The organism is Mesorhizobium sangaii, assembly GCF_014207355.1.
GTDB lineage: Bacteria > Pseudomonadota > Alphaproteobacteria > Rhizobiales > Rhizobiaceae > Mesorhizobium > Mesorhizobium sangaii.
On the sequence record NZ_JACHEF010000005.1, the window covers coordinates 444116 to 457668 of the forward strand.

Here is a 13553-nt window from a genome sequence, read left to right on the forward strand (position 1 = left end):
CGTCGATGGACTTGGGTGCCTCACCCCATTCATCGGCGCGAGGAACCCAACTTATGAAGGGGCAAATCCCGCGCGAACTCATCGATCTCCGCCCATGGATCGCCGGATGTCGCCAGGAGCCCCGGCAGCGAGGAATAGTTCAAATCCTGCGGTGCATCGATCGACTCCAGATCCGCCCAGCTCACCGGTGTCGAGGCCGGCAGATTGGTGCGGGCACGCAGCGAATAAGGGGCGGCCGAGGTGTGGCCGCGCGCGTTGCGATGATAGTCGATGAAAATGCGCTTCTTGCGGTTGTCCTTGCCCATGGTGGTGGTGAAGGTGTCGGGCGCGGTTGCCGCAAGATGCCTGGCCATGGCGCTGGTCGCCTGATGCAGCTTCTTCCAGTTCTGCTTGCCCGTCACCGGCACGGTGATGTGGATGCCGCTGCCGCCCGAGGTCTTGGCGAAGGGCACCAGCCCGAGCCCCTCGAGCTCGCCCTTGATATGCACCGCCGCCTCGACCACCTCTCGCCACGAAATCCCCTCGCCCGGGTCGAGGTCGAAGACGATCTGGTCGGGCTTGTCGAGACTGGTGCGATGCGTGCCCCAGGTGTGGAATTCGACGACGCCGAACTGCGCCAGCGCCAGATAGCCCTTGGCGCCTTCGACCGAGAGATAGGATTTGGTCTCGCCCTCGGAATTGGTCGCCTCGAAGGTCACCACCGAAGGCGGCATGCCGGTGAAGGCATGGCGCTGGAAGAAACAGTCCTTAGGCAGGCCGGTCGGGCAGCGCACCAGCGACACCGGCCGTCCCAGAATGTGCGGCAGCATGAAGTCGCCGACCAGCGCGTAGTAGACGGCGATGTCGAGCTTGGTCGGCCCGGTCTTGCCGAACAGCCGCCGCGTCGGGTTGGTCACCCAGATGGCGGCGAGGTCGGCCTCCGAGATCAATCGCTTGCGTTTGGCCGATACCGGCGTCGACAGGCCGACATCCCTCAAGCCGCGAAACACTGCGTGGCGCAGCGCATTGTCCGCGGTGCGGTTGGCATAGTGGATATGGGCCGAGAACAGCGGCCGCACCCAGTGCATCTCGCGCATAATCTCGCGCGGCACCCCTTCGGGAGCCGTCGCGCCTGATGTGAGCGGCTCCAGCCTGGCGAGCAATTCGGCAGCGGTCCCGGTATCGAAGCCGGTGCCGACCTTGCCGCGATAATGCAGTTCTCCGTCCTCGAATTCCGCAAGCCCTAGGGCTGCCAGCCCCTCGGCGGCATTCGAGACGGTGTAGCCGGCAATGACGAAGTCGTCGGTCTGGAGCGCCTTGGTCTTGGTCCAGCTTTTGGTGCGGCCGCTCTTGTAGGTCGCGGAGGCGCGTTTGGAGACGACGCCTTCCAATCCGAGTTCCGACGCCTGGTCGTAGAGTCCCTGCCCCGAGCCTTCGACATGGTCGGAGAACTGGATGGCGGAATTGGCGCCGAGGCCCGACAGCAGCTGTGCCAGCAGCGCCTTGCGCCGGACCAGCGGCGCCTTGGTCAGATCCCAGCCGTCGAGATTGAGCAGATCGAAGGCATAGAAATGCAGCCTGTTGCCGGCGCCTCCGGCCAGCGCTTCCTGCAACAGCGCGAAACGGCTGATGCCCTTGGCATCGAGCACGACGATCTCGCCGTCGATGATGGCGTCGCGGCACGGCAGTTTGGCGAAGGCATGCGGCAGGTCGCCATAGCGCTTCGTCCAGTCGATGCCGCCGCGCGTGATCAACCTGACCACACCGTCCGTGAGATGCGCCATGGTGCGGTAGCCGTCGAATTTGATCTCGTGCAGCCAGACCTCTCTGGTGTCCTCGCCATCGGGCGGCTTTGGCACCTGCGTCGCCAGTTGCGGCTCGATGCGGCTGAGTGCCGGCGCCTTGAATGCGCCTGGCAGCGTGCCCGGCTTCAGTGCGCCCGGCTTGGGCTTGGCCGCCGGCTTCGCGGGCGCCACCAGCTCCTCGATACGCTTGCCTGACTTCACGCTTTCCGGCCGCGCTTCCAGGATGTCGAGCGCGGTGTCGGCGGCAAGGTCGCGCTCCTTGAACAGCAGCCAGTTCTTCTTGTTCTGGTCCTCGCCGGGTTTTGGTTTGAGCCTGGTCAGCATCCAGCCGCCATTGAGCTTGTCGCCGGCCAGCCGAAACTTGAAGGCGCCGGTTCGCAGGCTCTTCTCGACATCGTCCATCGGCGCCCAGATGCCGGTGTCCCAGACGATCATCGGCCCGCCGCCATATTCGCCCTCGGGGATGACGCCCTCGAAGTCGATATATTCCAGCGGATGATCCTCGGTCTCGACCGCCAGCCGCTTGTCGGCCGGATTGAGCGACGGCCCGCGCGGCACCGCCCAGCTCTTCAGCACGTCGCCGACCTGCAGCCGGAGATCATAGTGATCGGCGGTGGCATGATGCTTGTGGACGACAAAGCGGTTGCCTTCGCCGGCAACGAGCCCGCCGGCGGGCTCCGGCGTTTTCGAGAATTCGCGCTTGGCGCGATAGGCTTTGAGCTTGGGTGGGATTGTCATGGCATGGATCGAAGCGCGGCAGCCAGGTGCAAGCGTCCCGACAGAGCGCTGCTCTTGAGCCTCACGCTCTCAATCGTCGGTGGCTGGCGTCAACTCGAGCTCGGCCGGCGACAGGCCTTGCTGCAGTTGGGCGAGCCGGAATTCGTCGACCCAGTAGGCTTCGCCGTCGACCAGTACGCGCGCCTGGTATGCGCCGGCCGAAAAACTCTGCGCGGTGATGTAGACCTTATGACGGTCGAGCGCCTTGCGCACCGCGGAGCGCTTTGCATTCTGGCCGATGACGGGACTGAACATGACGCTGCCCTCGGTCGCCCCGACACACAGATGGCCGCGGTCCGCAGCCTGGCGACTGGAGTTAAGGATGACCGAGACCCGCCGTCCTGTCAATTTCGCGGAGACGGCCTGGGCCCGAGGCTTACGACCCGCTGCTGTTGACCGCGTTGCCGATCACCTTGAACTTGGTGTTGACCGCATTGCCGAGCGCGCCGGCGCCGGCGATGATGGCGAGTGCGATCAAGGCGGCGATCAGGCCATACTCGATGGCGGTCGCGCCGGATTCGTCGCGGATGAAACGGGAAAATAACTTTTGCATATTATTCCTGTCTTCCAATCCCTCCCGCATCTAATAAACCCCACAGATTGCAGTTCGGTTAAAATTTGACCAAGCTAATGAAGGTGCTCGGACCCCGGCTTGAATCAAAACATCAAGTCGCGCGGCTGCCTGCTGCCGGTGGCGGGACCGCTCGAACCCTCGCCTCGGAGAACTGGCTTTAGTCCTTCAATCGCCGCAGGCGGCGCGCCACGCCCTGGATGGCCTTGAGCAGCCGCGGTCTCATGCGCACGTAACGCTCGGCCCGGCTGCGAAACAGGATGGCGGCATTCGCCCCCCTGCCCCGCAGCGTCATCGGTTCGCAGATCTCGGACAGGACCGAATTCGCGGCACCGATATGCTCCTTGTAGCCTTGACCGCCGACCGACAAGTCGAAGTAGTCGAATCCTCGCTCGCGCCCCCACATCATCAGCTTGCCGATCGTCGTCAGGCCGGGTGACACATTGGCGACCGCATCCTTGTCGATCGCGAGCAGGATGCCATGAAGCGTGCCTTTTCTGGCCAGCACGAGCATGGAAGCAAGCCAGGCTTGCCCGACGCGCAGTCCAAAGAGCCGCACCGATCCGTCGGACAGGCCCTCGAGGGCCGCGTTCCGGTAGAAGTCGACGGCCGATTGCTGCGTCAGGAGATCGAAACGCGCAAGCTCGCGAAAGCGCTTCAGCCGCAGCTCAAGCAGCGTACCGAAGAGCTCCTCCGTCAGGGCGGGCGTGTCGGCCTCTACCAGGCTGAGGCCGCCAAGTTGTTCAAAGCGCCGGCAGTGCTTGCGGAAGTCCTTGGCGAAGGACGGCCTGCAGATGCGCTTGATGAGATCCTCGGGCTCTCCGTGCAAGACCAGGCCCGAGGTGACCTGGATGGAATCGCGCGTCGCCGAAAGCAGAGCCAGCGGATTGGTCACGCCAAAGACCTGTTGCGGGATACCGGCGATGTGGATGCGATCCACCGGCGGCAGCACCGAACAGACCGCCGCCCAGGCGGCCTCAGCGCCCTGCCTGGTCCACGGGCTGGCATCCGCCAGCAGCGGCGCGGAATAGTCGCAGACGCCGCAGCTCAGCCATTCGACCACATAGTGGCGGTAGGCGCGGCGCCGCATCAGCGGCACCAGCACTCTGGGCTCGCCGGTCGCGGCGTCGCCCACCTCGACGATGAGCAGCTCCGCGCCCTTGGGCATCAGCCGCGTGGCGATCCCTTCGGCCCAGGCATAATGCTGATGGGCAGTGCAGATGCCATTGGCCTGCCACTCCAGCCAAAGCGGCTTGACCGCCTCGAGGCTGGTGTGCAGCCGCGCCGTATAGGCGCGTTCGGTGGCGTCAGTGCTGGCGGCGGGAGCAGAAGCCTGCGCCGCCGATATCGGTGCCATCCGCATTGCCTGGCTCGACATATCTGCCTCCTGCCTTTCTCCCGCGACGACCGGATGCGGTCGCCGGCGATCCTGTTTTCAGCCGCTTGGACCGCCCACCAGCGTTCTTCCAGACCAGACAGGCGCATCGACGCGAGCCTCTTTGATATGGAACAAGCGCGAAATTCGGCCGCCCTCAGCCCTTCGACCTTCGCAAGCCACGCACCACGCCCTGGGCGGTCTTGAGCAGCCGCGGATGAGACCGCACGAAAAGCTCGGCCCGGTCGCGAAGCGAAGCGACCGCTGCTACGCCCTTGCCGAGCGGCGTCGGCGTTTCGTCGATCTTGGCCAAAACCGAACTCACGGCGCCGAACTGTTCCTTGTAAGGCTGGCTGCCCACCGACAGGTCGAAATAGTCGAACCCCTGCCGCAGTCCCCAGACCATTAGCTCGCCCATCAGCCCCAGGCCCGGTGAGGCGTTGGGCACCACCTCCAGGTCCATGCCGATCAGCAGGGCATGCAATGTGCCTTGCCGGACCAGCATGTACTGGACAGAGACCCAATCCTCGCCGACGCGCAGTCCGAAGATCCGCACCGATCCGTCGGACAGGCCCCGGAGTGCTGCGTTTCGGTAGAACTCGACAACCGCCGGCTGCGCCAGGAGATCGAAGCGCCCCAGTTGGCGAAACCGCTTGAGCCGCATTTCGACGAGGGCGCCGAAGACGAGCTCTATCAAGGCCGGCGTGTTGGCCTCGATCATATCCACGGTGCCGTGCCGTTCGAGCCGGCGCCAGTCCTTGTAGTAGGTTTTGACGAAGGACGGTCTGCCATGGCGCTTGATCAGGGTCTCCGGGTCGCCATCCAGCACGAGGCCGGACGTGATCAGGCTGGACTCTTGCGCGATCGCCAGGAGCGCGAGGGGATTGGCCACCTCATAGACCTGCCGTGGAATTCCCGTGATGTGGATGCGGTCCGCGCGCGGCAGGACGGATCGGACCGCCGCCCACGCGGCTTCGGCAGCCTGCGGGGTCCACTGGCTCCTGTCCGACAGAAGCGGCGCTGAATAATCGCAGACCCCGCAGCTCAGCCATTCGATCACGCGATGTCCGAACCTCGACCGCCGCATCAGCGGCACCAGCATCTTGAATTCGCCGGTTCCGGCGTCGGCCACTTCGACGATGAGCAGCTCGGCGCCCTCGGGCATCAGCCGTTTGACGATCCCCTCGACCCATGCATGGAGCTGATGGGCGGAGCACGTCCCATTCGCCTGGCATTGAAGCCAGAGCGGCAGAACGGCTTCGAGACTGGTGTGCAGCCGCGCCGTGTAGGCTCCAGCAATGCTTCGGGAAGCATCGATGGCTTTCCCGGCCGGTGCTGGCACTCCAGCTATCGGCGCATCGGGCGGTACAGTCGTCAACGTCCGGATCGACACGTCCATCTCCTACCTTTTTCCCGTGGCGAGCGGTGCGGGTTCGGTCCGTCGCCACGATTTCGGCTTGCTGTCATGCCGGCTGTCCGCGCGCTCAAGCGCAAGTATGTGGCGGTGTGCGAAATACCATGAGGCCACGAGCACGACGGTCTCGGAGACCGCGGCACCTGCAAGCGACCATGGCGGGGAAGCGATAGCGAGCAGGATTGCGATCAAGACCAGACCAACGACCGCGCCGGCCGTTGTGATGAACGCCACGACCCGGAATTCGCCGAGTATCTCGAGGACGATGCGCGGCATGATGTAGAGCATGATCGGCACGAAGTTCGCCACGGCGAGAAGCCCGATGACGCTGACCGAAGCTCCCGCTAGCGATTGGGATTTTATTGTCGGCAGGACAAACAGGATGCAGGCTCCGTAAACCAGGCTGCCGAGCCCCATGACAAGCGACCACAGCTTGGCATGCATCCACACGCGCCTGACTTCATTGTTCCCCATCATCTTCGCAAGCTCTGGCTGCAGCATGTTCACAAAGGCCAGGCTGACGATGCGCAGTGGGGCAAACAGGACGATAACCGCCGCGATGGGCGCATAGGCCGCCGGACCGGCAATACCCGCGACCAGCAGCGCCAGGCACTGACCCTGGATGTTGGTGGTCGTCGCGCTGAATCCTGACCAGCGCAGTTGGCGCCAGAGCCTGGCGTAGCGTCGCCGCACGGGGGCTCGGAAACTGACGCGAAGCGGACGCGGCGCCAGGCGGGCAAGCACGGCTATGCCGATCACATTGGCCGCTGCAAGGGCATAGAACACCATTTGCAGCACATTCGGCGCCGTGTAGATCGCCAGCGCAGCCATTGCGGCACCAGCAACTGTGAAGGCGAAATCGCTTATGCTGACGACCATCTGTTGGCGGCGCGCGAAGAATGCCGTGCGCATATGGCTGCGCAGCGACCACGCGCCGACGAAGCACCCGGCGGCGATACTGCCCGCGTCGCCCCACAGCAGCATCAGCAGCGCGGTCGCGGCGCCCATGATCGACGCGACGACCACCGCCGCCCCTCCAAACGTCACGTCGTGCGCGTCGACGCCGGCCCTGTTGGTGCTCTTGCCCATCCATATGCTGGCGGGGACGGCGGTCAGTGATCTGATGTAGGACAGGCCGACGCCGCCCATCACCATCGCGATGGCGAATATGCCGTAGCCTTCCGCCGACAGCACGTGCAGCAGCGCGATGTTCAGCGCGAAGTGAAAGCCGCTCTGTATGGCTTCGCCGCCGATCATCAGCACAAGGCGTCGCAGCAGATGGCCTGGAAACACGAACTTCACGGACTGGTCTCCGCTTCGCGGGCGGCATGCGCCCGGCCAGGCTTCGCCAGCGCCACTCTCAACTTGTCGGTGGCGATCGCCGCGATCGCCGCTGCCGCCACCGGCTCGCTGAAAATCTCCTCATATCGCGAACGCCCCGCGGCGACGAAACCGCGCCAGGCATCTGGCCGCAGGACGATCTCCCGCAGTTTGTCGGCCAGTGCGGCCGGGTCGCCGGGCGGAACATGCCAGCCGGTCACCCCATCGCTGACCACTTCCACCAGCCCGCCGATCGCCGACACCAGCGGCGGTCGGCCATAAGCCATCGCCTCGATGGCGACACGCCCCAGCGATTCCGGACGCCGCGACGGCACGGTGACGATGTCGGCCCAGCGGTAATGCGCCGAGGGGTCCGTCACGACAGGCAACACGCTGACCCGTTCGGCCAGGCCCATGCTTTCGACCAGTTCGGCCAGCGCGCGTTCCCGCTCGACGCTTTCGAAGGCGCCGCCGACCAGCCGCACCTCGATCCTCGACCGCAATTCCGGTGACATTGAAGCGATCGCCTCGAGCAGGATCTCCTGGCCCTTGATCCTGTTGACGCGGCCGAGCAGCAGCACCCGCAAAGGGCGCTTGCCGTCATAAGTCATTGGTTCGGCGGCAGCCGGCCCAGCGACACCATTATAGACGACATGCGTGCGAGAGACCTTGGGATCGCCGAACGCGGCGCGTGTCGCGCGCGAGTTGAAGATGAGATCCGCATGGCTCCAACGCATCAGGCCGACGAGTATCCTGCGCATGACGCCTTCGGGGATCTCGTGGATATGCAGGATGGCTTTGTCAGGGAGAAGGCGCGCGGCCAGCGCATAATCGGCGACGATCGAGGTGTTGACGTAGGTGAGATCGCAATCCCGGAGCCGCCGCCATGCCCGGAGCACGGCCATCGGCAATCGCGCCATCTCGACCGTCGCCAGCCGCAGGATGGCCTGGCGCCTCAGCACCCAGAGCGGCTCGAAGACGATGCGGCTGGCATGGCGTTCCAGGATCTGCACGATCGGCCCGCTGCGCGGCAGCACCACCTCGATGTCGGCGGACGGAAACGCGGCGCGCAGCGCAGCAACGCTCTCCGCGAAGCTGCGGTCGGAACCATAGAGTTCATAGCCCTGATGAACGCAGGCAATCCGCATCTTTGTATCCCGCCAGGTGCCGCAGCCATCGCACCAGGCGCTGGAATGCGGGAACCTTTTCGCAAGAACCATGCCTGATTGATCCGCCCGACTGGCGGACGCCCAATCCCTGGCAATGCCTCGTTTCGACACAGATACGCACAGAAGGGTTGACCGATAATGAAACAACCACGGGGTTCAATACAGTTTTTTTACAACCCGGCGCGATGATCATCCGCCCGAAGGCCGAATCGTCGGATGGCACGGAAGTTGCCCATCTGATTCTTAATGATGCAGCAATCGCTAATATATACAGATCTGAAAGTGCCGCCGGTCATGAAACCAGAGACGCCTGCCATTCTGATCCTGGGGACGCGCGGCATTCCCGCGGCCCATGGCGGCTTTGAAACCTTCGCCGAAAGACTGGCATTTTTTCTTGCCGGCCGAGGCTGGAAGGTCGGCGTCTATTGCCAGGAGGAGGTCGAGCGGATCGACCTGAGGGTGCGCAGCGAAACCTGGCGCGGCATCGAACTCATCCACGTCCAGGTTGCCTCGAAAGGGCCGCGTGCGACCTTGGAATTCGATTGGCAATGCGTGCGCGACGCCGCCAGGCGGCCGGGCGTCTGCCTGGTACTCGGCTACAACGGCGCGGTTTTCTTGACCTGGCTCAGGCTGAAGGGGCGCAAGATCTTCACCAATATGGACGGCATCGAGTGGCGGCGCCCCAAATGGGGGATGGCGGCGCGCAGCTGGTTCTGGCTCAACGAATGGATCGGCGCCTGGGCCTCGCATCGCCTGGTCGCCGATCATCCTGCCATCGCAGACCATCTGGCGACGCGCCGGCCGCGCAGCGCCATCGCCACCATCGCCTATGGCGCCGATCCGGTGACATCGGCACCGGAGGCGCCGGTCCGGGCGCTGGGCCTGGAGCCAGGGCGCTATCTGATCTCGATCGCGCGCATCGAACCCGACAACAACATCGTGCCGATCGTCGAAGCCTTTTGCAGCCGCAAACGCGACATGAAGCTGGTGGTGCTCGGAACGCTGTCCGACGAAATCCCCTATCATGTCGCCGTCCGCAAGGCGGCCAACGGATCGGTGGTTCTGCCAGGCGCAATCTACGACCAGGCGACGGTGAAGGCGTTGCGCTATCACGCACGCGCCTATCTGCATGGCCACACCGTCGGCGGCACCAACCCGTCGCTGGTCGAGGCGCTGGCGGCCGGCAACATGGTGATCGCGCACGACAATCCGTTCAATCGCTGGACCGCGGGTGCCGCCGCGATCTACTTCACCGACACCGACAGTTGCGCCGAGCGGATGCAGCAGGCGCAGGACGATGACGCCCTGGTCAGGAATTGCGGCATCGCGGCCAGGATGCGCGCCCGCGAAGCCTTCCGCTGGGAGGATGTCCTGGCTGCCTATGAGCGTGAAGCCTATCGGCTTCTCGGCGTCACCGCCGACGAGGCCGTCGCGGCCAATCGCGCATCGCCCGGCACTGCATGACAGGCTGGTCGCGCCGGCGGGTGCTGCGGACGGCGCTGTCGACCGCGGCACTTGGCTCTCTCCCGTTCGCGCCGTTCGCCCGCGCCGCGGAGCCTCCCTTTCGGCGCGGCGTCAACGCCTGGCCCTGGTTCTCGCTGACACGTGAATTCCCGGCGCCGCGCACCGACTACGGCTGGCCGCCCTTCCAGCCGCAGCGGCCGGTTCCGACCGCCGACGACCTGCGCCGCTTGCGCGACACCGGGCTCGATTTCATCCGCTTGCCGGTCGATCCCGGCCCATTCCTGGCGGCCGACGCCACCACGCGCGGCCTGTTGCTGGACATGCTGGACGCGGCGGTCACCGCCACCCTCGATGCGGGTCTCGGCATCATCGTCAACGTGCAAGCCAACGGCGCCACCCACTATTGGAATCCTGACCGCATGGTCGCCAGCGTCACCGCGCCCGCCTTCGATCTCTATTGCGGGCTGATCGGCGAGCTCGCCGGCAGGCTGGAGCGCTTCCAACCCGGCAAGGTGGCGCTCGAAGCCGCCAACGAGCCGCCGCAGGCCTGCGCTTCGGAGGCCTGGTCGCAGGTCCAGCTGGCACTTCTGGCCGCGGCAAGGGCATCGGCCGCAACCTTGCCGCTGGTCGTCACCGGAGGCTGCGGCTCGATGGTCGGCGGGCTGACCGCGCTCGATCCCGCGCCGCTGTCGCCGTTCGAGCCGATCCTGTTCACTTTCCACTTCTATGAGCCCTATCTGTTCAGCCATCAGGGCGCGCCGTGGATGCGCGAGCCCGTCTACCGCTCGCTCAACAACGTGCCATGGCCGGCGTCCGCCGGCTCGTTGGAAGCGACGCTGGCGTCGGTCAGGACTCGCATGGCGCAGGATACCGAAACCACGGATGAGGCGAAGAAAGCCGCTTATGCGGAGACCGAGCGCGTGCTGAAGGTCTATTTCGACGCCCAGCCCGACCGGCGCTTTGTCGACAAATATCTCCGCCAGGTTCGCGCCTGGGGCGACAGTCACGGCCTTGCGCCGGAGCGCATCATCATGGGCGAATTCGGCGCGCTGCGTACCGATGCCCGCTATGTGGCGGCGCCCAATCCCGATCGGGCACGCTACATCGCCGATGTGCGCAAGGGCGCCGAGGATCTCGGCTTTGGCTGGGCATTCTGGAATCTCTTCGACGGCATGGGGATAATGGACGACACCACGCGGGCCCTCGACCCGGACGTCATCGCGGCACTTGGCCTGACCATGCCGACGGACTAGGGTCAAAACCTATCACTCCGAACGAGTTCGACCCGAACCCGACTTACGTCTTCCCATGACTTGAACGGCGGCTTTGCACCCCATATCGGCCGTTCGATGCGCCTTTGCCACCGCCCATGAGCAGACTCGCTATCGAAACGTTTTCGCCCTAGGATTCGGCGATCGGAGCGTCGCAATCGCCGGGGGCAACCCACAATGGAACGCCGGCTCGCAGCAATCCTCGCCGCGGACGTGGTCGGGTACAGTCGCCTTATGGAGGCTAACGAGGCGGATACTTTGGCACGCCTCAAGAGCACCCGCGATAATCTTATCGATCCGAAAATTGCCGCTCATAGAGGGCGCATCGTAAAGCTCATGGGCGATGGCGCGCTGATAGAATTCTCCAGCGTGGTCGACGCGGTCGGCTGCGCCGTCGAAATCCAGCGGACGATGGCGGAGTGCAATGCCGAATTGCCGAAGGAAAAGCAGCTCGAATTCCGCATTGGCGTAAACCTTGGCGATGTGATTGTCGAAGGGCAGGACATCTATGGCGACGGCGTGAATGTCGCGGCGAGACTGGAAGGATTGGCCGAACCCGGGGGCGTCCTCATTTCAGGTTCGGCATTCGATCAGGTCGAGAGAAAGCTGGATTTTGAGTTCGAATTCTCGGGTGAACAAAAGCTCAAGAACATCGAAAACCCTGTTCGTCTGTATCGGGTAGGCCCGTGGGCACGCGCCGCGTCCGGAACGGTTCCAGCAAAACGCAAACGTCATATCGGATGGCGCCGGCTGACAGTCGCGGCGACGGCGCTGATCCTGATCGCCGGAGGTGTAGCGCTTTGGAAGGTGGTCGGGGACCGTTCAGGACCGCTGGTCCAGGTGGCCTCCAAGGAAAGAATGGCGCTCCCGCTACCTGACAAGCCATCGATCGCCGTATTGCCATTCGCCAACATGTCGAGCGAAGCGGGCCAGGAGCATTTTACCGACGGCATGACGGATGATTTGATTACTGATCTCTCCAAAATATCCGGACTATTTGTCATCTCGCGGAACTCGACCTTCGTCTACAAAGGCAAAGCTGTGAAGATCAGCCAGGTGGCTGAGGAATTGGGAGTCCGCTACGTCCTCGAGGGCAGTGTCCAGCGTGCCGGCGACCGCCTGCGGGTCAATGCCCAGCTCATTGATGCCTTGAGCGGCGGACACGTGTGGGCAAACAGGTTCGACGGTAACGTCGCCGATATTTTCGCGGCCCAGGACGTTTTTGTCGCAAAGATTGTCGGAGCGTTGAAGGTCAATCTCACCACTACCACAAAAACGGAAATTGCCCGCGCCAAGCCGGACAACATTGCAGCAAAGGAAGCTTTCGAAGAGGGTTGGAGCCTTTATCTCCGTTACAACGCAAAGGATACAGCTGCGGCCATCACTTCCTTGAAAAAGGCAACCGAACTTGATCCCGAATACGGGCGAGCTTATGCCGCCCTGGCGCTGGCCTACTTCCGCGTCGTTGAGTCACTCTGGGGTAAAGAACTCGGTAGGGATGAACCATATTTCTGGTGGGGAGCTTACGATTACGTAGAGCTGGCCAAGAAATATCCAACGTCGCTGTCTTATACGGTCGAGGCTTTGCGGGACGTGTATCAAGGCCTGGCTGAAGATGCACGCAGGAATGCCGGTCGAGCGATTGCATTGGATCCCAACGACCCCGAGGCGCACATCGCAACAGCTTGGGCGCTGACGATCTCAGGCGAACCTGCCGAGGCGCTGAATTTCGTCGCGACCGCCATGCGGCTCAACCCGAACTATCCAAGCCACTACGTTCTCGCTCGTGGATTGGCGCTTTTTGCAATGGGCGATCTGAAACAAGCGGCTGAGGTATTCGGAGAAGGCGTCAGGCGAAACCCAGACGCAACTGCGCTCTTTCTACCTCTCAGTTCCGTACTGGCGCAGCTTGGTCGCCGGGAGGATGCGAGACAAATGCTACTGAAGTTCCGGCCGGGTTTAGACCAGAAAGGGCTCGAAAACCTTCCCGACACCTTACCCCTCTCGTTCAAATGGGATTATGAACACACAAGCGTCCCGGAGCGCCTGAATGATGGTGTCCGCATCGCTGCGCTGCCGCTGGTCGTCACCGTTACGAGCCTGGAAACAGAGCTTGAGACCGGCGGTCCCATTTCTCAGCTATATGCAGTGAAGCGACTGGGCTGGTTTGGACCAGCGGCATTACAAGCCGTTCCGGCTCTGATTGAAGCGCTTAAGGTTGAATATCTCCGGCGGGAGGCCGTTAAGGCGCTGGGAAAGATCGGTCCTCCGGCACGAGCTGCCATACCTGCACTCGTGGCACTTCAGAATGAAGCTCTGGTAGGCATTTACGCAAAGGACGCGCTGTCCAAAATCAAAGGCAATTGATGGACCCTGGACGACGCGCGCCAGGACCTGCTGCGATGTCC

10 protein-coding genes are annotated in these 13553 nt (G+C 63.6%); 3 read left to right on the plus strand and 7 right to left on the minus strand.

Going from position 1 to position 13553, the window contains the following annotated elements:
• Positions 1-29: 29 nt before the first annotated feature.
• The 7 genes from ligD to HNQ71_RS24980 all read right to left on the minus strand — a co-directional run bounded on the left by ligD (position 30) and on the right by HNQ71_RS24980 (position 8389).
• The gene (gene ligD / locus HNQ71_RS24950; RefSeq protein WP_184875374.1) at positions 30-2522 is read right to left on the minus strand and encodes a DNA ligase D; all 2493 of its coding nucleotides are present in this window, start codon (positions 2520-2522) and stop codon (positions 30-32) included.
• Positions 2523-2591: 69 nt separating this feature from the next.
• On the minus strand, positions 2592-2816 hold the full coding sequence (locus tag HNQ71_RS24955) for a hypothetical protein (RefSeq protein ID WP_184875376.1): 225 nt from the start codon (positions 2814-2816) through the stop codon (positions 2592-2594).
• Between the two features lie 121 nt (positions 2817-2937).
• The gene (locus HNQ71_RS24960; RefSeq protein WP_184875378.1) at positions 2938-3114 is read right to left on the minus strand and encodes a Flp family type IVb pilin; all 177 of its coding nucleotides are present in this window, start codon (positions 3112-3114) and stop codon (positions 2938-2940) included.
• Between the two features lie 178 nt (positions 3115-3292).
• A complete protein-coding gene (locus HNQ71_RS24965) occupies positions 3293-4510 on the minus strand; it encodes a GNAT family N-acetyltransferase (protein WP_184875380.1) in 1218 nt (405 codons plus the stop codon).
• A 154-nt stretch (positions 4511-4664) separates the two neighbouring features.
• A complete protein-coding gene (locus HNQ71_RS24970) occupies positions 4665-5849 on the minus strand; it encodes a GNAT family N-acetyltransferase (RefSeq protein WP_343068241.1) in 1185 nt (394 codons plus the stop codon).
• A 60-nt stretch (positions 5850-5909) separates the two neighbouring features.
• On the minus strand, positions 5910-7223 hold the full coding sequence (locus HNQ71_RS24975; RefSeq protein WP_343068235.1) for an MATE family efflux transporter: 1314 nt from the start codon (positions 7221-7223) through the stop codon (positions 5910-5912).
• Complete coding sequence (locus tag HNQ71_RS24980; protein WP_184875384.1) at positions 7220-8389, minus strand: glycosyltransferase family 4 protein; 1170 nt, start codon at positions 8387-8389, stop codon at positions 7220-7222. The genes HNQ71_RS24975 and HNQ71_RS24980 overlap by 4 nt, the downstream gene beginning before the upstream one ends.
• A 315-nt stretch (positions 8390-8704) precedes the next feature.
• On the opposite strand from HNQ71_RS24980, the gene HNQ71_RS24985 reads away from it, so the two are divergent.
• From HNQ71_RS24985 to HNQ71_RS24995, 3 genes are all read left to right on the plus strand, one after another.
• Positions 8705-9874, plus strand: a complete 1170-nt coding sequence (locus tag HNQ71_RS24985) for a DUF1972 domain-containing protein (protein WP_184875386.1) — start codon at positions 8705-8707, stop codon at positions 9872-9874.
• A complete protein-coding gene (locus HNQ71_RS24990; protein WP_184875388.1) occupies positions 9871-11127 on the plus strand; it encodes a glycoside hydrolase family 5 protein in 1257 nt (418 codons plus the stop codon). Before HNQ71_RS24985 ends, HNQ71_RS24990 begins: the two co-directional genes overlap by 4 nt.
• Positions 11128-11322: 195 nt before the next feature.
• On the plus strand, positions 11323-13512 hold the full coding sequence (locus HNQ71_RS24995; protein WP_184875389.1) for an adenylate/guanylate cyclase domain-containing protein: 2190 nt from the start codon (positions 11323-11325) through the stop codon (positions 13510-13512).
• Positions 13513-13553 lie beyond the last annotated feature (41 nt).